We start from the raw sequence: 19,438 nt of genomic DNA on the forward strand, positions 1-19,438 counted from the left end.
GGGTCTGTGAGAACTGTGTCCCTCGCGTTGAGGAGGGCAATTGTCGCGTGGTAGCACACAATGGCTGAACTGGAAGGGGTGAACACGACGTGTTTCGTCTGTGGGGAGGACTACGAATCTCCAGAGCACACGTTGTTCTGTCCAAACAGCCTCGCAGCGATCTACTACACGCCCTCAATGCTCTCCGAGGTGAGTGAATTGTATGGATGACGTTCAGGCGTTCACCACGACGATGTCGATGTTTACGTGGGTCGTCTGCGTCACGGCGATGATCCTCCACGTCGTCGGTGCGTGGGTCGGCTGGTGGCCCTTCGAATACTGGCCGACGTATCTCGCTGCGACGATTGCGTGTCTGCTCAACGTCGTCGCCACGGGGCTGACAGTCCAGCTCCGTCGACACCAGTAGTTACACCAATCTTTTTATACTTACAACCCAAACAGAGGGGTGTATGGATTCTGATCCAACCCCCGATACACCAGACCGAATACAGGTCGGGCAACGGGTAGAGTGCCGACTTGAAGGCCCGTTCAAGGGACAGAACGGCCGCGTCGAGGACATCTTCGCAGGTCAGGCGAAGGTACGGCTTCCGACGGCGACCATCATGGAATCGCTTGACGCCTTTGAACGGGTGGGAGCAGCGTGAGTACGGACACGCCCGAACTTGACGACAACGAAGCCGTCGTCAACGACGGGTGTTCTGCGAAGCGAACGCCCGATCCGTGTAACCCGAAATACGCCCCGACTGGTGACGTGACTGTCCCACCGTGGGCAGCAGGCGTCGTTGGGGACATCTCAGGGACCGAGACAGCGACGGCAGCCCCCGAGGATCGTCGTGTCGCTGTGGGTACGTCGTGGCTGACGTATCACAACCCGAAGAAGCTCGGGAGCCTCCACGACATGATCCTCACGACGGAGGCGATTGCTCGCGAGTACGGTGCTGTGGCCTGTAAGAAGTGCTACGGCGGGAACGTCCAGTACGATTTCAACTACGTCGGTGCGGAGGGAGTCCTTCCATGAACGAGTTACTCATCGGTACGTACGTCGCAGGGGTACTGCTCGCAGCCGTGTTCAACGGCTACATGATGTCAGATCACAACGAGGAACTGACGGCGTTCATGGTGGGCGTGATCCTCTTGTGGCCCATCGCTCTCGCAACGGCTGTCGGGATCATCATCGAGACGGTTGGTGGTTCGTCATGATCCCGTGGCTCGCAGGCGGATACGTTGTCGGCGCAGCACTCACGTTCATCTTCCTGATGATCCTCGTAGAAGACCGTCGTGCCGAGAACGTGTACTTCTGGAGGATTATCGCTCTGACGGTGCTGTGGCCGTTCTTATGGGTTTTCCTGATCGGTTGGCTCTCCGCGAAGATTTTTGGGGGTGAGTTGCCGTGAGCATTAGCGATCCGACGATTGTGACGACGGTCGGTGACGGTGTCCTCGCCACGAGCACCCGTCCGTGGATGCCGTTCGCCATCGGGTTCGGCCTCGGCCTCGGTGCCTCGCTGTACGGCGTCTACGATGGGTCGTGGAAGATGCGTCATAGCATCCAGAACCCGTGGGACTACGACTCCGAGTACGCGAAGGCGTGGGCGTCGTTCAAGCGGACGAACTGGAACTGGTCGATCCTCGGCGGCGCCCCGTTCATCGTTGGGTTCGTCCTGTGGCTCGTCTGGTTCATCCTCTCGCTGGCCGCAGGCGTTGGAGGGGGACTGTAATGCTCCCCTCCGAGGCAATCCGCCGTGGGCTGCGAACTGGCGGGAAGGCGGCGCTGTACTTCCTCATCACACTCGTCGTCTGGACGACGGTGACGCTCGTCGGATTGTGGATAACTGGAACCCCTGGAACCCTCCCATGACACAACAACACGGCCGCCGATACGAGCACAGTCTATCAGCCGAACTAACCGAGGCTACTACCCGCGACGTGTGGCTCTCGACTGTGGGGTACTCGGGTAACTCTGCGATCGGATCGAGTGACATCGTCGTCGCGGTTGCTCCCGAGGCCCAACGTCGAGGGCAGAACGGCCTGTACCTCATCGAAGCGAAGAAGCGACAGGCAGCGACGGGTAAACGGTGTTCTTACGTCTTCGGTGGCTCGGAAGACGATGAGACTGGCGTCGAAGAACTGTTGCGGTTCATCAACGGAACGCCTGACTGGGCGACACCCGTCGTGGTGATCTCCTTTGACCACCGTGCTCCCATCGTCCTCGACGCCCGCCTGCTCGCAACGTGGCTCGTCACAAGCGGTGAGGTGGACACAGCGACGTTTGCCGAGGTGAAAGACGTACGGGCCTCGGAAGCCGAACGGGCGCTACTGGAGGCGCTGTCACCGCGGACAACGCCGTCTGATAACATCTCGATGGTGAAACCCGCAACGGACGAACTGGACTCCGCGCAGGTGTCCCCGCCCGAGGGGGAGGTCGTTGCCAAGGAGCTACGCCTACCGATGGATCGTGACCCGTTCGGGGACGTTGACACAGGGGGTGTCCCCGCCGATGACTAATCTCCTCCTCATCGGTGGCGTTGCGTACAGCCTAATCGGGATGTTCGTGATGGGTGTGGCGGCTGTAGAGGAGGCACAGAGTCGCCGTTCAGACCCGATCCTTGTCATCGTCCTCGGAGCGGTGTGGCCGCTCTTTGTGGCGCTGCTTGCTGGTACTGGGTTCTGTGCGTGGAGCGGGGTGTTTGACGATGACTGACGACGAGAGAGCGTCTGACACAGTCGCCACCGTGGTAATGTTGCTACCGCTCATCGTCTACATATTTGATGGCGGGTTTGAGACAATAGCCCTCGTTTACCTCGCCGTCATAGCGTTTGCTTCCGTCAAGATTCACGAGGAGATCAAGGATGACTGAATACGACGAACGTGGTTCGTCTATCAGTACGTCGTCGCTGACGACGACCGAATACGACGAACACCTCGTAGACAACCCTGCGGACTTCCTCAAGTGTCCGTCGTGTCATCGGACGACGACCACGAAGATCACCGTCCACCTCGACGGCGACTTCACAATCGAGTGTGAAGCGTGTGGGGCGACAGCTATCGGACACAAACTCAACCAGTCCGACAGAACCTACGAATAATGCCGTGTAGCCACCACGATTCCGAGTGGAAGACTGTCGGTAGGTACTACGAGGTTCGTGACGAGACAGGGACGAAAGACGTACGCTATGTCCCCGAAGACGACTTTGACAGCGTCGAGATGACCTTCGATGAGGATGGTCGCCCCACCGAGGTCACGATCGACGGGGAGACGTTTTTCGACGGCCCACCGACAGAGTTTGCGTGGCTGAAGATCCGCAACCACGTCTACGACGTGTGTCCCGACTGCGCGTACACTCGTCAGGTGAATCCATGAGCGACATACCAGACCTCGCGAAAACGGCGCAACTCAAAGGCGTCAACGACCTCATAGAACGACAACGCGAGCGGATCATCGAAGAAGCAAACGACCAGCTCGAACGGTACATCCGAAAAGCGATTGCCGAAATCAACTGGGAGAATGTGGCTATCCTTGACATCGTCCACATCACACGCATTGATCCCGACGAGTTTGAACGGACACACGGGTTCCAGCATCACGCATACCCGTCCCAAGAGTTAGCGCCTAACGTTGACACCTACTACGGGATTGGCGATCATCACAAATGTGTATATAGACTTACCGAGTACCAATGTCAGGAAATCGCTGTTGATCCTGTGACGGGTGAAGACGTAACATAGTGTTGCCACTACGCGGGCAGTTGTAACAGAAAACGAAACTACTTCTAAAAAGAGATTCGCCCTGTGTTACAGGGTACTGAGGTCGAACGTGTACTCCGTCCCGACACCGTTGGGGCGTCGGTCCTCGTCTTCGTCGTAGACGGGTTCGTACCCGCCAGCGAGTCGCGGACGCTTGGAGTTGGCGTACGTGCCGTGGTTCCACGATTCGACACGGCGGTCTGGACCGCGTGAGGGGTACCCTTCGGGCGGGAGATACACCCCATCGGGCGTACAGCGACACGCCGTACAGTACACCGTGTCGTCATCCCGCACCGATAGTGATCCCTCACACGTCTCGTGGGGGCATGAGCGAGTGTCCTCGGGTTCGTCCGTTCGAATCGCATCTGCGAGCGACGTGACCCCCGCCAACTCGTTGTCGCTCTCGGGACGGGTACTGCTCATGCCATGAGCTCCTCGGTCGCCTCGTCAATCGTCGCCTGGTACTCTACGGCAGCGCGGTCACAAAGACCTAAAAATTCGTATTCAAGGCCACGGAGAGAGCGGTCCCAGTCCTCGGAGGAACTAACCTCCACGACCTCGTCGTCGGGATAGAGCCGAATCACCTCACAGCGATCGACCGACACGTCACCCGTCGACTCCAAGGCGTGTTTGTACGCCGCGCCCTGAAGTTTGTGGTCGAACCGCACCGCCGAGGAGGTCTTGATGTCCGAGAGAACGGTGTTACCCTCCTCGTCTTCGTATAGCAGGTCGAACTGCCCACCGTAGCCAAACTCGGTGTCAAAGAGGAACTGTTCGACGGCTTCGACGTTGTCGGGGTCAAGGTGGCCCGTGTCGATGATGTGCTCTTTGAACGCCTTCGCCGCCCACTTCATCTCGCGGACGGCCTTGTCCCATGCGTGTTCGCCGTCGTACTGATTGTTCCGCGGCGTGTACGGGACTTCGTCGGTATTGGCCGAGGGGGCCTTCTTCGACCACTTCTTCAGGCAGTATTCCGCGTAGTATTCCTCGTAGCCCCAGTCGTTGTCTCCGACTTCGTGGAAGTGGGTATCGCCCGACGCATCGGCCAAGGCGTCGAGGACGACGAAGTGGATGAGGGTGCCACGGTAGCGTTTGTACTCTCGCTGATCTTTCCACCACGGTCGCGCCCATCCGCTCTGTCCGTCGTAGCGATCTCGCCACCCCTTCAACGCCTCGTCCTTCTCGGGGTCTACCCGTAGCTCCTCGATGGTGGTTACGGAGGGCATCGGCGGAATATCGGACCCTGGGAGGTAGTATAGACGGATGCTGTCACCGTCGTGATCTACTTGTGTCCGTGTGACTTGAGATGTCTGCGAAGCAGGCTTCTCAACGTCCGCAGTCTGTGACTGCGGTTCTTGGGACGTATCCATTAGGTGTATTTTCGTGTGTCAGATACAAAAAGATTGTGCGTCATTTGCCTTTCAAGTACCGCTTTCCGAGTGCGATTGAGGTAATCGCTGCCAACGTCTCGGTGGAGGGTTCACCGAAGTACAGCAAGATCGCCCCGATGACGACCAAGGCGATGATGTCGGTGACGTTGTCGAGAACTTTGTCAGCGAGCGATGCTTTCTGTGTGGTGTTGGCGTTGGAAGTGCTCATGTCGGGTGTTCAGTAGATGGTTTCCACGCTGTGCGCTATGGACGAAGGATTCCGTCGAGTCGTGGATCACGGACCCCGCGAAGGTACGTCCACTCCGAGCGTGGATCGTCATTGGTGTCCCACGTTGGACGGTAGTGACGCGGCCATGGACGGGTGAGATCCCACGTCGGGGTGTGTGGGTACGGGTGAATCTCGTAGTGGCCGTACAGGTCTGTCACAACGCGTCCTGTGTCGTTGTCAACGCGTTCGAACAGATGAACGTGGTACTGACACTCCCGTGGCGTGGTGTCCGCAAGCGCGGTCCTCTCGGCGGCCTCGGGGTGTTCCTCGGGGATCCGAGCGTACGACCCCTGATCCGTGGGACCGTCCTCACCGCGACGTTTCTCCGCCGCGAACAGTTGGTAGTGATACCCCTGATCGCGGAGCATCGTCGCCGTCTCGTCGGCGTACGCATCGTACGACCCGAGGTACTCAACCTCGTCCACCTCGTAGGCGGTGTACGGCAACACAGACGCGAGTCTATCCGCTGCGAGCGTTCGGATGCGATGAAAGACACTCATCACTCGATTCGCAGAACACGCCCTTTGTAGCTCAGGGTAACCTCGGAGATGTACGGGTCAGTTTGGTTCATGTCTGTCCACTCTGCTTCCCCTTCCACCACGAGGTCTTCACCAGCGTTTGCGGTCAGTTGTGGCTTTGTATCGCTCACTGAAACAGATGTATTGTATGGGGACGAATCAGACGCAGACGCGATGACGTTACCACCAAACGTGACGGTTACAGAGACGTTGCCGCTGTCTCTTGCGTCGCTACCGTCGTGAGAGATGCTGGCAGACGCGGAGTAACTTTCGATGGCAAATGATTCGTTGGGGCCAAGTGACTCTTGGATGCTCGCACTTGCGTATGAGACGCCATCATCGTCTGTGTCGTAGTCGCCACCAGACCTATCCACGTACTCGTTGCTGATGGTTCGCGTTATCGTCAGCTCGTCGGCCTGATCCGCCGCATCGACCTTCCCGTCGCCGTCGCTGTCAATGTCGTTGCCCTTGACGTTCGTTGCGTTATCGGCTTGGTCCGCCGCATCGACCTTCCCGTCGCCATCGCTGTCGATGTCGTTACCCTTGACGTTCGTTGCGTTGTCGGCTTGGTCCGCGCCGTCTACCTTCCCGTCACCATCGCTATCAATGTCGTTGCCCTTGTACGACGTAGCGGAATCTGCGACCTCGGCCTGATCTACTTTCCCGTCGGCATCGGCGTCGATCGCGTCGAGCTGGTCGGCGTGGTTATTGACAGCCGTAACTGTCTGATTCCAAAACCAGTCGAACATTTCGGGATCGGGGAAATCACCTGTCCCGAAGTTGAGTCCGTCAGGGGGCTGTGCGCCTGTAGAGCCGTGGCTATGGTCAATCGAATCTGCCATCGTATCGAAGTGTACTGTTGTTCAAAACCGCATGAGGACTGCGTATGCGCGTGGTGTGCGAATTTAGTGGCTACCGCGACCAGACACCCTCACCGAAGCCAGCCTCGTACTCCTCGGCGTTCGACGCGTCTGAACGGAAGGTGAACACGTCGTTGTCAGCGATGAGTTGAATCCCCGTTCCAGCAGGCATGGCCTCGGTGAGCCGACGTTCGAGCCGATCCTTTGAGATTGGGACTTGGTCGATCCGTTGTGGATCAACGATGAACAGCAACTCAGGGGCGTCAGTAGCGACTTCAACCGTAATGCTGTCAAGCGCGTCTTCCCCGAACGCGACAGCCATCACGGATTCAATGTCCGCCGCAGTCCCATCTGACGCAGCGACAGCCATCCCCACTTGTAGCCGATACCGAAAGGACGCATCACTCTCGCCATCCTCTCGCGTCAGCCCAATGGCTGCCCCGAGGTTCGCTAACTCTTGTCCTGTCGCTGTGTCGATGTACTGGTTCGTGTGAAGTTCAGTAATCGACTGATTGACGAGTTGGAAATCTTCAACGAACGCCGATAACAGCGTCCGTAGTTCTGTATTGCGGGTCGGGTCTTGAAATGAGTACGGCCAGTTGTCGGCCAGCGTCGCTATTGACGTAGTAACGTCGGTCATCGTTGCGTGGTTGTGACGGTAATATCACCAGCAGCAACAGTCGCAACGGTGCTGTTGTCGACAGGGTAGATCGGTACCCCGTCTGAATCCGTTGTACTGTCGTCGGTGCCGTCGTTGTTGTCGTCTACCAAGGTTACATCCGCGTACGCAACACCCTCCACCGACTCGGCGCTGGACTCCACTTCGTTGAGCAAGACATCTTCACCTTGGACGAGTCCCGTGACGACATCTCCGTCTGTCGTCTGCCCCCCGACGTAGGACACGATATGGTCTTTGACAGCATCAGTCCCACCGTACGTGGCGTCGTGGACAACGTCTATCTCAATTGAAAGTGTCTGTTGGGTCGGTCGAGTAATCGGGATCGACAGTGGACCGTACAGATCAGACTTCTCTAACGTGATCTGTTCTTTCGTTCCGTTGGCACCACCTTGGAGCGTTTTGAGCGTGACGAGTGGGAGTACCTCGTACAGCCGATTTGCGATGTCCGAAATAGCCCCGCCGTACACACGGATTTCTGTGTGCCACGGGTCAACACCCTCTTGGGTGGTGTTCGAGCGATTGGTGAACACGTCCGCCGAGTAGACATCGCTGATGTTTTCGATTGCCAGCGCCGCTGCTTCTGCGGTGCCTGCTCCGCCAATCGCCGTCGACTCTAACGCTCGCTCACGGAGGGCAGCATCCGATTCGCGGGGTTTCCCGACCGTCTGAAGTGTTTCGTTGTCGGTGAGGGTGTACTGTGGATCACCAGTCGGTTGGGGATTCTCGACGGTGTCAACACCACTTACGTCCCCACTCACGAGCGTGGTGATGCTGTTGGTCCCAACGTTCCCGACCTCACCCGTGTCAGTACAGCGGACATTTGCCTCAGCGACGGACTCACCCGATACGATCGTTGTCTGTTCCGTTGTTTCAAACCGAACTGTCTCATCACCCCCCGTCCCAACAACAGTCCCTTCAGGAATGACGTAATCACTACTGGCTGCGGAGTCACGAGTGAAGCGGACGACACCTGTCGCAGCGGTTGCGTCGTTGCGTATAACACCGATTTCTCGGGCTTTCTTGGTCAGTTCCTCACCCGTGGCATCTGTGAGGAAACTCGCGTTATACAGTTCGGATAACGCCTGTTCCTGTTGCGCTGCGAGGGTCTGTGCGTACATCTGAATGAACGCATAGTTTTGCGTTCCCTCAATCGCGGGCGCATCAGGACGGATTGTTTGAAGTGTTTCCTCGATTGCGGCTGCGATTTCGTTGGCACTACGCGGATCGTCGTTACGGTACCGTTCAATCATAACTGAATCGTGTCCACATCACGTTGTGAAATTGGAATCCGCACCTCCTCACGAGATCCAAACGTTGCCTGGACGGTGAGTGTATCGTCAACCTGTTCAACCACGTTGACACGGATCGGGCGTTCGAAGTACGGGCTTTCAGCGTACGCTTGCTTGATGGTGTGTGCTATCTCGGTGCGATCGTTTGCGGTGAGTGGGCCACCAATTTCCGTCTCTAACACCCCCGCTCCGAGCAACAGCGCGTGCTGCTCGTAGAAGTCCTCGCCCGAGACAGTTTGAATGTCACCCGTTGAATCAAACGTGAACGGATACGCGGTGTCTTCTGGAACACCAGTCCGTTCGCCACGAATGACGCCCTCGTCTGTCCGTACAGGACGCGGGAGTGTGACAGCTCCCTCAACAGTCGTCCCGCCGTGAGCACTGGCTGAAATGGTGAGCCGTTCGGTTCCAACAGCAGTTGCTGTGGTGCCGCCACGGAGGTCTTCGTTAGCAACAGTAACAACGGTTGCCTCGCCTGTGACGGTGGATGATCCACCAACACTCCCTGCCTCGATGACACGGTAGTCACCGATCGCGAACCCACCGATTTCAGCTTCACCGATTGCTGCGAGACTCATCAACTATCCCTCTCGTGCTGGTGCGGTGATTGTCCACGTCCCCGTCGTAACGGTGTTTCTATCACCCGTGTCGTCTATCACAGCCACGTCGAACGGGTACGCCCGTCCGTCGGCTGCGCCAAGTGAGCTGGTGTCAACACCGTTCACACGGATTTCGATTTCACCGTTCGCTGGATCAGTAATTGTGATACCGTCACCGACTGTTTTCTCAATGAGTGTTGGACCACCTCGATACGGGGCGACAGCAAACTCCACGTCTGCGGCTGATAGATCAATCGGATCACCGTTATCATCAGTTACAGACAACGTGATGAGGAGGGTGTCGCCCGCGATGTATGGCCCATCATTTGATGGGGGAATTTCTTGGCCTGTCGTTGTCATCGTCTTACTCTAACCGAACAGATTTGTTTTGTACGCCAGTCAACTGAATCCGTGAAGAAACACGGAACAGCGTGCCGTTCACGGTGGTTGTACCGTGTACTGCCCCCTCACCAACGGTTACGGAGAGTGAGGTGCCGTAAACGGCTGTCTCGCCGTGAGCAGATGCGGTCGGGGACACCGTATCGACACCAATCCCCATCTCGCCAATCGCTGCCTGCCCAACGTTTGCGCGTTCGCTCATGTCCAGATACAGTTGTTATGTCTCACGGTCGTCAACGTAGTACAGCGCCCACGGGATGACGCCGACTGAAACGAACATGATCCAATACTCGAACCACATCTCGTTGAAGTACGTCATATCAAGCGTGAGGCGACCACCCTGCGTGACTGCCGCACCGAGCAGGAAGGCGAAAAAGACGCCGAGTCCGACGAAGATAGCCACGGCTTGATACGCGAGCAGTTGGAACTTCGACATTACAGCGGTGGGTTTGTTTCAATAGCGTGTCTGTGAAAGAGCCGATACAACGTCAGTCAGGGAGAAACACCGTATCCAGAAACACCGACTGTGTACGTACCCGATCCCATAGCCAATTGTATCTCATCTCCATCGTTTGAGTATGTGCGAGACGCTGGAGTCCCAAGATCATCATTAGATGAGATAACGTCGGGGGGGGAGTTGCGCGTGGCAAACACAAGATCATTAAATCGGTTGGATGACCCGTCTTTGCCGTAGACAACACACAGGAGGGCAATAGGCTCGTTGTCGACCGTTAGAATAGTCGTTGCGTTCGTATCGACATTATTGGTCATTTGTGTGCGGCTGTCTTGGGTGACCGTCCCTCCCGAGTCTTTGACTTCTTGGATGACAGCGGTCGAGCCGTCCTCGACGTTCTCGCGGATGTACTTGCTGTTTCGGATCGTGGCGTCTTTGCTATCTATTTCGTCTGTACTGAGCGATCCGACGTTGTCAAGATCCTTCCCTTCGGCGTCTAACTTGTCGTTTTGCTTATCGTACGAGAAGAACGCCTCACCAGTCAGCGGGTTATACAACTGAATCTTGTTACCGATGTCTCTGAAGACTCCCATTAGGCTTCCCTCACAGTATGGTGGTCAGGATTCCAGTTCGACGGTACGTGCGCTTCACCACTCTCGTCCGTCGGCTGTGCGTCAGGATGATTCTCGTACCACACACGAACGTCGCTCGGCGTCACAGCCCCTTCGGGCGTCCGATACAGTCGTAGCGAGTGGGCCGTCGCTTGCGAGAGATCGTGTTCACGCACTCTCTCAAACAGGTACTCGGCTGCGGCCTTGCCCTGTAGCCCTCGTTCGAAGGTCATCCGCGCCGACAGCCGTTCGCTCCCGTCGTCCAACTCGGTGCGTTCACTCGTAAACTCGTTTGCGAGACGGACCTCATCTGGTGCGGGCAGTTCAGCTTCAACGCCATCGAGGAACGTCGGGTCGTCCGACTCAACCGACCCGCTCACGCAGTAATGAACGTTCATAGCCGCGACCTCCGTGGAGCGGTAACGTTGTTGAGGTACTCAATCTCGGTGTCAGAAAGGGCACGGGACCAAGTAGCAGCAACAGCAATATCTCCATTAAATGCCTCAAAGGAACTACCTTCAGTCCTACCAATTATTAGTTGAGGTGTTCCATCCACAATAGTTCGCCCAAATGAATCGAAAGTATAACCATCGTTGTTTGTGATATCTCTTATTTCTCCGTTATATCTCGCTATGGTGACATTCCATTGATTGTTTGGTGCTGATACAGATACAGCATCAAAGCCACCGTCTTCTTGGGTTGTCATTTCTAAATTTACGGCACCATCAGTTTCACGCATAAACCAACCATACTGATTCCGATTGCCATATCCTACTATATCCCCACCAGCACTATCATCTACACTTTTCCAGATAGCAAACGCGGTAAACGGTCCTGTATCATCAAACGGTTCTTCAACTGAATAAAACTCATCGTCACTCCCGTCAAAACTCGCAGCCTCGAAATCGTTCGGTCCATCCACCCCGATGGTCGGCCCACCCGACGCCTCGGCGTGACGGCCGTAGCCACTCTGGTCTTCGATCACGTTCCGCTGTGAATCGAAGTAGTCCGAGTCAAACTCGTACCACGCCTCAAGGCCGTCTTGGAGATTGATTGTTGTCATGTTAGTTTAGCACCTCACGACTCGCAGCGTCGTTTCGGGAGTTGACTGATTCCATCAGTTCAACACCTCTGGGAGGGGTTCGACCGTTACATCTTCAACCTCTACCGTGTCTGAAGTCGTGTTACCGCCTCCGTCTCTTAGTTGTATTACAGGACGCATATCTCCTCTCGGGCTATCGGAAACTGACGCCCAGAACTCACCATCGATGTATAGCGAAGCCTCAGATCCGTCGAATTCCAGAGTCACATCGTGGTTGGATGACCAGTCCACCTGAGGGCCTGTCGTGTCCGAAGCAGTCCCTCCATTCACCGTGAGGACACGGTCGACATCAAGCGAGTCTCTGTAGATGACAGCGTTGCCTGTGGAGTCGATACGCGAAGCAGTCGGGTCTGCGTCCGAAACCCCAATTAGAAGGTAGTTCTCGGCTGTATTTCCGTTGTCCGTAAACGAGACATCTCTGAATGTGATCCGCCACGATCCGAGAACATCATGGGATACGAGTGCTGGATGGTACACCGCGCCTAGCACATCGTTACCACTCCCGTCGTGGCTTACGATAAACCGACGAGGACGGTCGCTCGTATGGCCCAATGTGTATGTTCCACCGCCGCTCCCCGATACCCAATCCGTATATGCGAAAGTGGAGTACTGGTGTTTCAGAGCGGCGTTTACACGGGCGAAACGACCGAGGGGAGCCTGAAGTCGATGACCGTACGCGCCACCCTGTCCGTCGAACGTCCGCTCCATGTAGAGCGCGGGGTTCACACCCGACTTGAGCAACGTGAGGAGCGACTGCTCGCCCTGCGTGGCCTCGTCGGTGACGGGCGCCGTCGCGTACTCGGCGCGGGGGGCGTTCGTCGGCGCCTCCTGTGGACCCGTGTGGACCGCACCCGAGGGCGTGACCTCGTTGCCTAACTCGGTCGTCCCCTTCTGTGTCTCCGTGAGGTAATCTTCGATGGGGCGCTTGACATGAGCCGAGTCAAAGTACATCTCCGAACTGCTGTTCCCATTAGCAACAAAGCCAACCCCCCTTGCTGCTGTGGGATTCGTCCAATCTTCAGGAGAACTTTCAATTACGGAGAGCAGACTACCTGTGCTGTCGTAAAGGTATGCGTCCACCCCACCGTCATCTTTCCAATCAAAAACAACCTCAAGCCACTCATTGAGATGTGAGGAAACAGGAGCGTCAACAGCAGTAATATTTCGGAATGTACCACTCGCCGTTTCGTGGAACTGAAGAACATCAGAGCTTGCCTCAACAGATACGTCCTTATAATCTCCACTAGCACCGTTCGCGGAGAACCGTATTGTTGGATTATCGCTTGTCGAAGTGAGCAGGATGCTGACGGAGAACGTATCAGAAGGTTGTGGGTAGTTTTTCAGGCCGCGAGATGACACCAAGACTTGAGGGTTCGAGTCTGTGATACCTTGTAGCGCGTATTCTCCACTCTCGGCAGTCGTCGGCTGAACTTTGAACTGGCCTGTATCACCTTCCCACACATCAGTGTCCAGCGCCCCTGACTCCCAGTCTTCGACAGTCAGTTCACGGACTTGCGGCTCCGCATCCGTCGTCGTGTTGACGGTTGTCGCGGTGTCCGCACTCGTGTCGATCTCAGCAACCTTCAGCGAGGGTTCTGCGGGCGCAGACTCCGTCGTGTTGACGACGTACTGACCGTCGTCGCCCGTCGTCGTGAGGTCAACAGCAACGTAGATGTAATTGACCGTGTTGTCGGTCAGCGAGACTGTGGTCTGGGGGGCCTTGGCGACGAACGTTGCTTCGGGCCACGTCGTCTGAACGCCGTCACGGGTACGACTTGACACGTCTGTTGCCTTCAGTTTGTACTGGGCCTCACCGAGCGTGACCTCGGGAACCGTGTAGTCAACGTCAAGCGTCGGTGGCGATGGTGCGTACTGCGTGTCGTACGGTGAGTGAACGTGAGCACCGAAGTTCGCACCATCACCGTAGTCGTGATCCGACTGATCCTGAAGGCCAGTCCCTTCGTCTTCAGCGAAAACTTTCCACGGCATTTGTCAGTCCTCCGAGATGGTGAGGTTCCCCGCCTCAAATTCGAACTTGTTACCCGCTGCGACGGTCTTTGCGCCGCCCGCTAATCCACTCGCAAACAGCGGATTGTCTGTCGAGGGGTCAGGACCGTCGTACAACACAAAGCCCGCGACAGTTTTGTCAACGGTCGAGTCGAGTTTTCCGAAATCAATCAGTACGTCGTTCTCATACTGCCGAGGCGATCCAGCGTTTGTCAGCGTCCACTCACTCGCCGTGACGTTGACGGGGCTGTACTGATCGCCTGAAACCTCGTTCGCAGCGTCGGGGGTGTTCGACGGCTCAACAGTCCAGAGTGCGACGTACACACCATCCCGCGCTCCGTCAGGCGGGTCGTTGTTAAACACGCGGTCAAGCGTCTGTGCTTCCAAGTATCGAGTCTTATCGTCTGCCATGAATGTTGTCTAAATTACAGTTTTACGTCGGGGTTCCGAATGACGTTGAGGCTCGTTGCCCCACCGTTGCTGTTCGTCTCGCTAATCGTCACATCGGTAACTGCGCCGTTCGTCCCCCCGTCGATAACCACCGTACCGTCGGGTTGTATCTGAACATCGGTGCCATCATCCCCGACAACCTGGACGGTCCCGTCATCCGAGAATTTCACCGCCGCCGACGAGAGGGGGTGAGAGACGATCCGCTCGCCCGCCGTCACGTCCTCGCTGTTGGTGGGCGGCAGGGGACTTCCGATGACAACGGCTTCGTTCTCGTCGGTGTACGCAAGGAGTACGGGCGTTCCTTCAGGCGGGACGTAGTAGTCGCCGTGTGTCGGTGGGATAACGGGGACGGGGGCGTCACTCGGTACTCGTGTTTCCGAGACGGTGACATGGTGAGCACCGTCTTCAGTCTGATCGGGGGCTGACGTAACGATCCCCATGTCCAAGAACGCGTACGCCTGTTGTGCCTCTGCGACTGCCTCACTCTGTTCGTGTGGTACTGTCTCGTCAACCATCTGTAACGTGAGGATTTTTCACTCGGACACGCGAACCGATACGTATGTCATTTGAAACGGCGACCCGCTTTCGGTGGGGTGAATACACGAAGACGTGGGTGCTCCGTGTGTTCGCAGCGTCAGTCATCTGCTCAATTGCTGTCCTCGGCCTCGCAACGCTCGGGTGGGTCGGCTTGGTCGTCGGTGGGGTGTTCTCAACAGCCGTCATCGGCGCTGTCCTGCTCTGGACAGTCGCAGAAATGATTGAGGATGGCCTCTCACACCCTGAATCCTAACCGTGGGCTACGCAGCAGTCGTCCAGTCGTATTGTTCGTAAGCGGGATCATCTGTCGGCTCTCCACCCGTCTCTGTGTCTCTGGTCGTGGATCGTGTCTCGATCTGTGAGGGATCAATAGCGATGGATACCTCGATCTCGGTTTGTGGGAGATTGTTGTTTGATGGCGTGATCCGATGCGTGGCTTCTTGAACCTCGTACTGGAGGGGGTTCACATCTGCCGAGACACCTGAACACGCGGGTGTTGCGCTGACACGGTCATATGGGCGGACCATTGGGGCCAACGAAAGCGTCATTGAGCCACCTGAAACCTCGTCAAGTGCCTGTTTGAGCTGTGACTTTGCCTCCGTCTCCAAACGCCCTGCGATTGTTGTCTTGGAGGTGTCTGACTCTGTCAGTTCTCCCCCGTACCGTTCAACGAGCGGGGGGTACGTTGCGACAGCCTCGGGGTATGAACTGCTGAACGGTGACTCAACAGATAACGGGCCAACAGTAGCGAGATTCTTCGTCGCGCCTTTTAGTCGGAGGGCGTTGAATGGACGCATCTCGTACAGACAGTTGTTCGCGATGACCCGTGGTGTGCCTGCTGACTCGGGTGTGAGATCATACTGCTGGCTATCTGCGTTGACAGCACGGAGCACAACCCCACTTTTCCCATCGGGTTCGAACCATACGCGAGCGTCAGTTACATCCGTCACCAAGGAGAGAACGTCAACGAGTTTGTCACGATTCGTAGAGAACGTTAATTCGTCTTCGATAGTTTCGTCACTAATCGCTTGTTTTAGTGCGTCTCCGAGTGTGAAATCATCAAGGATCTGCTCAACAAGTGGTCGCCCACTTGTCGCGTCCGCGTCTACGGTAACACTATCGAAAACGGGCTGATTGTCCGCGAACGTTTTAGAAATATACCGAAGGATGTCTGTCGGTGTTGCTTTCTTAAACGAAACGCCAGCATCAATCACCGAAAGAAAGTCCTTCGGATCGTGGATGCGGAACCGAGCACGATTCGTCCCTTCGGTCGAGCCGACGGCGGCGGTGTACCCACGGAACAACACGGCGCGTTCGCCAGTAGGTTCACCGTTGTCGTCTATCGGCTGGCCGATTACATCCGCCTGTTGAATCTGTGGTTCCGTCGGGACGGGGTCATCAACAGGGATTCCTGTCGAAGTCGTCGGACCGACAACGCGGTCGGCCTCCGTCGACGTGGGTTCGAAGGCGTTGACGTACTGGATCCACTCGTTGCCTGCGTTGTCTTCGATGGGGATTGTGACTTCGGCCCGTCGCGTGATGGCTGTCGGCCCGACCTTCCGTTCGTGGAAGCGGAGGCCGTCGTCTACGATCGGTAGCCGAATCGGTGGCTCGTTGCGTCGGTGAACGACGACGCCAAGCGGCGCCGAGCAGTCATGGCCGACGTACGAGTATGGCAGTCCCATCAGTTCCCTCCGAACAGGCCGTTGTCCGTCTGGTCGTTCAGCTCCTTCGTCTGTAACTGGATCTCGTAGAGGGGTTCAACCTCGCCGCCCATGTTGATGACGCTCGGGTTCTCGGAGCGTGTCACGTTCAGTTGGTCGAAGTTGACCTCGCGAATCCCGAACATCGCTGTCCGCGTTTCAACGCCGCTGGCGTCGCCACGCATCGCACGGATAGCGTCTAACTGTGAGAGCGAGACAACACCCGAGAGGACGATCCGCCAGTTGAAGTCACCGTTCTGGTTCTGGATCGTCTGTCCACACGCCGTCTGGTTGTTATCCCGATCCCACGGCAACTGGTACTCCGCGTCCAAGATGATGGGTTCTACATCCCCAATACGGGGCGTTACGTCCGTCGCGTCGCCCCCGCGGACGGCTGCCGTCTGTGGGTCTACGTCGAAATCCTCGGCTGATAACTCATCAGGTGTGGGTACGTCCGACCCCCCACCGACGACGATGGTGTCGCGGACAACGACTGCGTCACCGTTCGGGGGCGTGAACGTCGCTTTCGCTCGGAGTCCGTACGGCGGCTGTGCGCCGATGAACTGCTGGAACGGGAGCGTAACCGACTCCCCACGTTGGTAGCTCGTCGTGACAGCATCAAGTTCCCGATACGAGCCGTTCTGCGTGGCGTCGATCCGCAGTTCGACGGTCGCATCGTAGGCACTCGCCTGCGAGGGGGCGGTCAGACTCACCGTAACTGTCCGCGTCTGCGTCGCCCCGTCGGTGCTCGGCGGGTTCGTGATGGAAATGGTCGCAGGCATTACTGGTTGTGGATGCGATTGGCTACGTCATCGTTCACCGAGGGCTGGCCGAACGAGAGGGTATTCGCGATCGCGGTACCCGTCTGTTTGTCGGGTGCGACGACAGTCATCGAACTGGCGTCGGCGTAGCCGCCCGTCGAGGACATCCCCGACGGCGTAGTCGTGTCCACGCCGACACTCCCGCCGACGTTCCCTGCCTGATTCGTGAACGCACGGAGGCTTTCTGTCGCAGAGTCAATATCCCCCGACAGGTCGGTGAAGCCCGACGAAAGCGTCCCGAGGACAGGCGCCAAGCCGAACGTGAGAACCCCGAGTAACACAGCGGCCTGTGCCGCGGCAACCGCCGCCGCAGCCGCGAAGCCGTACTGCCCGTACGTCGCAGCGAGGAGTCCTACAGTATACTTCCCGATGAGTGCGCCTGCTGCCGCAAGGATGCTCTTTCCGAAGGACAACACAGCCGCCGTCGCCCCACTCGTCGCAACGGTGTAAAGCGCCGTCACGGAGACGAGGCCGAGCAACAGCGACGTGAGGACACCGATGAACTGCCCTGCGTACGGAACGACGTTGATGATGTCGAAGAACACCCCGAGCAACATCGTCAGACCAGTCGCCGTAATCAGGAACCCTTCCGAGAGCTGGATGACGGCGGGAATCATCCCAACGATCTCGGCGGTCAACGTCGAGAGGAGTGGGATGGTCCGCACCAACAGGTCCGCAAACGCACGGAGGATTCCCATATTACCCATCTCGCGGATAATCCCCGAGAGGATGGGCATAGCGGCGTCCCCAAACCGAACGATGTCTCGCAACGCCGAAGGGACCGTAGTCTCAAGGTACTGTAACGCACCACGAGCGTCCCCGACGACGCGACGGAAGACACCCGCCTCGTCAGCGATTCCAGCAATCGTGGCCTCAACGGTACGAAACGCGTCGTTGAGCAACGGCGCGTACTGCTGTACGACGGGGCCTAACTCGGCTGTCGCTTGGTCGAACAGTTCTTCAATGCGATTGGTGAGTTGTTCCGTTTCGACGTTCCCCTCTGCGTCAAGGGCTGCGCCGAGGACGGCAAGCCCCGCGACACCAGCCAACGCCCCTGCCGCAGCAAGGGCTGCCCCGCCGAGTGCGACGAGGCCGCTGACCGCCGCAGGGATAGCCCCCACGAAGATCGCGATGAGCGGAATCAGCGCCGCGAAGATGCGGAAGAAGTCCCCCATCTTCAGTTCCAAGTTACGGAACTGGTCCGAGAGATCCGTCGGCAACGACGTGACGCCAAGTTCCTGAAGTTCACTCAACGCGTCCAACGACTCGTCCACGTCCAAGCCTTCGAAGTCGGTAATCAACTCGGGGTCTAAGTCACCCTCTAAGACCAGTTCTGTCGCCTTGTCGATGTCTAAAAACTCCGAGATGTCACCATCAAGGAAGTCCGCGGCACGACGCCCCGCACCATCCTCAAAGAGTGCGTCAGGAGTGAAGGCTTTCCCAAATTCATCGGAGACACGCTGTATCTGGTCAGGGTCGAGCAGGGACGTGTCAGGACCGCCGCCGTCAGCCGACGCTTCAGGCGACGGCCCATCCGCGACGGCACCGCCAGCGGACGGCCCGCCCACACCCGCCCCAATGTCGACATCGTCGTCAATCTCCGATAGCGTACTCTCTATCTCCGCCGCCTTACGGCGGAACTCCGACATCTCGATGTCGGCTTCGATGTTCTCAACCGTGCTCGCGGCGAGCCGATCGATCTCTGCGAGTCCCTCTGAAAGATCCAGAAGGGTGTCCGTGAAATCGTCAACGACGCTCGCCTCTAAGACGAGTCGCTCGTCAGCAATAGCCATTGAAATACCTCGTTGTTAGATGCGAGAGTTTCGGCAGTTCTGCGCGAACTGCCGTCTGAAACGGCTCTTTCAGAGCCGTGAACTGGATGGGGCGTTCACCGAGGAGAGGTCAGGGATGTCCTCGTCGTTGCCCCACTCGTCGGCTGCGGCTTGGAGGAACATCTTCTGTAACGGCGTCCACTCAGCCTGTGAGTCTACGATTGAGACGCCGAG

Annotated in this window: 35 protein-coding genes; 15 read left to right on the plus strand and 20 right to left on the minus strand. The window is 57.3% G+C overall.

What is annotated here, in order from left to right; translation table 11 throughout:
- Nucleotides 1–60 precede the first annotated feature (60 nt).
- The 14 genes from EXE44_RS20155 to EXE44_RS04885 are packed head-to-tail and all read left to right on the plus strand — an operon-like array spanning nt 61 to nt 3,726.
- Entirely contained in the window at nt 61–210 is a 150-nt protein-coding gene (locus EXE44_RS20155; RefSeq protein ID WP_158293431.1) for a hypothetical protein, read from the plus strand.
- A complete protein-coding gene (locus EXE44_RS04835) occupies nt 203–406 on the plus strand; it encodes a hypothetical protein (RefSeq protein WP_137694964.1) in 204 nt (67 codons plus the stop codon). Before EXE44_RS20155 ends, EXE44_RS04835 begins: the two co-directional genes overlap by 8 nt.
- 43 nt (nt 407–449) lie before the next feature.
- A complete protein-coding gene (locus EXE44_RS04840; protein ID WP_137694965.1) occupies nt 450–644 on the plus strand; it encodes a hypothetical protein in 195 nt (64 codons plus the stop codon).
- Nucleotides 641–1,018 (plus strand): hypothetical protein, encoded by a 378-nt coding sequence (locus EXE44_RS04845; protein WP_137716200.1) that lies wholly within the window; start codon nt 641–643, stop codon nt 1,016–1,018. Before EXE44_RS04840 ends, EXE44_RS04845 begins: the two co-directional genes overlap by 4 nt.
- Nucleotides 1,015–1,200 carry a hypothetical protein gene (locus EXE44_RS04850; protein ID WP_137716201.1) on the plus strand — a complete coding sequence of 62 codons (186 nt, stop codon included), beginning with the start codon at nt 1,015–1,017 and terminating at the stop codon, nt 1,198–1,200. Before EXE44_RS04845 ends, EXE44_RS04850 begins: the two co-directional genes overlap by 4 nt.
- Nucleotides 1,197–1,394, plus strand: a complete 198-nt coding sequence (locus tag EXE44_RS04855) for a hypothetical protein (protein ID WP_137695037.1) — start codon at nt 1,197–1,199, stop codon at nt 1,392–1,394. The genes EXE44_RS04850 and EXE44_RS04855 overlap by 4 nt, the downstream gene beginning before the upstream one ends.
- Nucleotides 1,391–1,717 carry a hypothetical protein gene (locus EXE44_RS04860; protein ID WP_137716202.1) on the plus strand — a complete coding sequence of 109 codons (327 nt, stop codon included), beginning with the start codon at nt 1,391–1,393 and terminating at the stop codon, nt 1,715–1,717. Before EXE44_RS04855 ends, EXE44_RS04860 begins: the two co-directional genes overlap by 4 nt.
- Entirely contained in the window at nt 1,717–1,857 is a 141-nt protein-coding gene (locus tag EXE44_RS20160; protein ID WP_158293432.1) for a hypothetical protein, read from the plus strand. The genes EXE44_RS04860 and EXE44_RS20160 overlap by 1 nt, the downstream gene beginning before the upstream one ends.
- Nucleotides 1,854–2,504: a hypothetical protein gene (locus EXE44_RS04865; protein WP_137716203.1), complete on the plus strand. Its 651-nt coding sequence runs from the start codon at nt 1,854–1,856 to the stop codon at nt 2,502–2,504. The genes EXE44_RS20160 and EXE44_RS04865 overlap by 4 nt, the downstream gene beginning before the upstream one ends.
- The gene (locus tag EXE44_RS04870) at nt 2,497–2,700 is read left to right on the plus strand and encodes a hypothetical protein (RefSeq protein ID WP_137694989.1); all 204 of its coding nucleotides are present in this window, start codon (nt 2,497–2,499) and stop codon (nt 2,698–2,700) included. The genes EXE44_RS04865 and EXE44_RS04870 overlap by 8 nt, the downstream gene beginning before the upstream one ends.
- Nucleotides 2,693–2,857: a hypothetical protein gene (locus tag EXE44_RS20165; protein WP_158293433.1), complete on the plus strand. Its 165-nt coding sequence runs from the start codon at nt 2,693–2,695 to the stop codon at nt 2,855–2,857. Before EXE44_RS04870 ends, EXE44_RS20165 begins: the two co-directional genes overlap by 8 nt.
- Nucleotides 2,850–3,086: a hypothetical protein gene (locus EXE44_RS04875; protein ID WP_137716204.1), complete on the plus strand. Its 237-nt coding sequence runs from the start codon at nt 2,850–2,852 to the stop codon at nt 3,084–3,086. The genes EXE44_RS20165 and EXE44_RS04875 overlap by 8 nt, the downstream gene beginning before the upstream one ends.
- Nucleotides 3,086–3,361, plus strand: a complete 276-nt coding sequence (locus EXE44_RS04880; protein ID WP_137694990.1) for a hypothetical protein — start codon at nt 3,086–3,088, stop codon at nt 3,359–3,361. The genes EXE44_RS04875 and EXE44_RS04880 overlap by 1 nt, the downstream gene beginning before the upstream one ends.
- Nucleotides 3,358–3,726 carry a hypothetical protein gene (locus tag EXE44_RS04885; RefSeq protein WP_137716205.1) on the plus strand — a complete coding sequence of 123 codons (369 nt, stop codon included), beginning with the start codon at nt 3,358–3,360 and terminating at the stop codon, nt 3,724–3,726. The genes EXE44_RS04880 and EXE44_RS04885 overlap by 4 nt, the downstream gene beginning before the upstream one ends.
- Nucleotides 3,727–3,792: 66 nt before the next feature.
- On the opposite strand, the gene EXE44_RS04890 is transcribed toward EXE44_RS04885, so the two are convergent.
- The 17 genes from EXE44_RS04890 to EXE44_RS04970 form a co-directional block, all read right to left on the minus strand.
- Nucleotides 3,793–4,167, minus strand: coding sequence for a hypothetical protein (locus tag EXE44_RS04890; RefSeq protein WP_137716206.1), 375 nt, complete (start codon nt 4,165–4,167; stop codon nt 3,793–3,795).
- On the minus strand, nt 4,164–5,114 hold the full coding sequence (locus EXE44_RS04895) for a hypothetical protein (protein ID WP_137716207.1): 951 nt from the start codon (nt 5,112–5,114) through the stop codon (nt 4,164–4,166). The genes EXE44_RS04890 and EXE44_RS04895 overlap by 4 nt, the downstream gene beginning before the upstream one ends.
- 40 nt (nt 5,115–5,154) lie before the next feature.
- The gene (locus tag EXE44_RS04900) at nt 5,155–5,343 is read right to left on the minus strand and encodes a hypothetical protein (protein ID WP_137695005.1); all 189 of its coding nucleotides are present in this window, start codon (nt 5,341–5,343) and stop codon (nt 5,155–5,157) included.
- Between the two features lie 35 nt (nt 5,344–5,378).
- Nucleotides 5,379–5,828, minus strand: a complete 450-nt coding sequence (locus tag EXE44_RS04905) for a hypothetical protein (protein ID WP_137716208.1) — start codon at nt 5,826–5,828, stop codon at nt 5,379–5,381.
- 74 nt (nt 5,829–5,902) lie between these two features.
- On the minus strand, nt 5,903–6,763 hold the full coding sequence (locus EXE44_RS04910; protein WP_137716209.1) for a hypothetical protein: 861 nt from the start codon (nt 6,761–6,763) through the stop codon (nt 5,903–5,905).
- Nucleotides 6,764–6,833: 70 nt separating this feature from the next.
- Nucleotides 6,834–7,421: a hypothetical protein gene (locus EXE44_RS04915; protein WP_137716210.1), complete on the minus strand. Its 588-nt coding sequence runs from the start codon at nt 7,419–7,421 to the stop codon at nt 6,834–6,836.
- Nucleotides 7,418–8,710: a baseplate J/gp47 family protein gene (locus tag EXE44_RS04920; RefSeq protein ID WP_137706895.1), complete on the minus strand. Its 1,293-nt coding sequence runs from the start codon at nt 8,708–8,710 to the stop codon at nt 7,418–7,420. The genes EXE44_RS04915 and EXE44_RS04920 overlap by 4 nt, the downstream gene beginning before the upstream one ends.
- Entirely contained in the window at nt 8,707–9,327 is a 621-nt protein-coding gene (locus tag EXE44_RS04925) for a hypothetical protein (protein WP_137716211.1), read from the minus strand. Before EXE44_RS04925 ends, EXE44_RS04920 begins: the two co-directional genes overlap by 4 nt.
- Nucleotides 9,328–9,330: 3 nt before the next feature.
- On the minus strand, nt 9,331–9,708 hold the full coding sequence (locus EXE44_RS04930; protein ID WP_137694958.1) for a hypothetical protein: 378 nt from the start codon (nt 9,706–9,708) through the stop codon (nt 9,331–9,333).
- Nucleotides 9,709–9,712: 4 nt separating this feature from the next.
- On the minus strand, nt 9,713–9,949 hold the full coding sequence (locus tag EXE44_RS04935) for a hypothetical protein (RefSeq protein WP_137694957.1): 237 nt from the start codon (nt 9,947–9,949) through the stop codon (nt 9,713–9,715).
- Nucleotides 9,950–9,964: 15 nt separating this feature from the next.
- Nucleotides 9,965–10,183, minus strand: a complete 219-nt coding sequence (locus EXE44_RS04940; RefSeq protein ID WP_137694956.1) for a hypothetical protein — start codon at nt 10,181–10,183, stop codon at nt 9,965–9,967.
- Between the two features lie 56 nt (nt 10,184–10,239).
- A complete protein-coding gene (locus EXE44_RS04945; protein WP_137706863.1) occupies nt 10,240–10,794 on the minus strand; it encodes a hypothetical protein in 555 nt (184 codons plus the stop codon).
- Nucleotides 10,794–11,210, minus strand: a complete 417-nt coding sequence (locus tag EXE44_RS04950) for a hypothetical protein (protein WP_137706862.1) — start codon at nt 11,208–11,210, stop codon at nt 10,794–10,796. The genes EXE44_RS04945 and EXE44_RS04950 overlap by 1 nt, the downstream gene beginning before the upstream one ends.
- Nucleotides 11,207–11,875: a LamG-like jellyroll fold domain-containing protein gene (locus EXE44_RS04955; protein WP_137706861.1), complete on the minus strand. Its 669-nt coding sequence runs from the start codon at nt 11,873–11,875 to the stop codon at nt 11,207–11,209. The genes EXE44_RS04950 and EXE44_RS04955 overlap by 4 nt, the downstream gene beginning before the upstream one ends.
- 54 nt (nt 11,876–11,929) lie before the next feature.
- Complete coding sequence (locus EXE44_RS04960) at nt 11,930–13,903, minus strand: hypothetical protein (protein WP_137716212.1); 1,974 nt, start codon at nt 13,901–13,903, stop codon at nt 11,930–11,932.
- Nucleotides 13,904–13,906: 3 nt separating this feature from the next.
- Entirely contained in the window at nt 13,907–14,332 is a 426-nt protein-coding gene (locus EXE44_RS04965) for a hypothetical protein (protein ID WP_137695023.1), read from the minus strand.
- A gap of 14 nt (nt 14,333–14,346) precedes the next feature.
- Nucleotides 14,347–14,886: a hypothetical protein gene (locus EXE44_RS04970; protein WP_137716213.1), complete on the minus strand. Its 540-nt coding sequence runs from the start codon at nt 14,884–14,886 to the stop codon at nt 14,347–14,349.
- A 44-nt stretch (nt 14,887–14,930) separates the two neighbouring features.
- On the opposite strand from EXE44_RS04970, the gene EXE44_RS04975 reads away from it, so the two are divergent.
- Nucleotides 14,931–15,161 carry a hypothetical protein gene (locus EXE44_RS04975; protein ID WP_137706934.1) on the plus strand — a complete coding sequence of 77 codons (231 nt, stop codon included), beginning with the start codon at nt 14,931–14,933 and terminating at the stop codon, nt 15,159–15,161.
- 7 nt (nt 15,162–15,168) lie between these two features.
- Here EXE44_RS04975 and EXE44_RS04980 read toward each other — a convergent pair whose 3' ends face one another.
- The 3 genes from EXE44_RS04980 to EXE44_RS04990 are packed head-to-tail and all read right to left on the minus strand — an operon-like array spanning nt 15,169 to nt 19,225.
- Complete coding sequence (locus tag EXE44_RS04980) at nt 15,169–16,593, minus strand: hypothetical protein (protein WP_137716214.1); 1,425 nt, start codon at nt 16,591–16,593, stop codon at nt 15,169–15,171.
- The gene (locus EXE44_RS04985; RefSeq protein WP_137716215.1) at nt 16,593–17,393 is read right to left on the minus strand and encodes a hypothetical protein; all 801 of its coding nucleotides are present in this window, start codon (nt 17,391–17,393) and stop codon (nt 16,593–16,595) included. The genes EXE44_RS04980 and EXE44_RS04985 overlap by 1 nt, the downstream gene beginning before the upstream one ends.
- Nucleotides 17,393–19,225 carry a hypothetical protein gene (locus EXE44_RS04990; RefSeq protein ID WP_137716216.1) on the minus strand — a complete coding sequence of 611 codons (1,833 nt, stop codon included), beginning with the start codon at nt 19,223–19,225 and terminating at the stop codon, nt 17,393–17,395. The genes EXE44_RS04985 and EXE44_RS04990 overlap by 1 nt, the downstream gene beginning before the upstream one ends.
- Nucleotides 19,226–19,438: the final 213 nt, after the last annotated feature.

Origin of the sequence: Halorubrum sp. SS7 (assembly GCF_005435055.1) — an archaeon.
GTDB lineage: Archaea > Halobacteriota > Halobacteria > Halobacteriales > Haloferacaceae > Halorubrum > Halorubrum salinarum.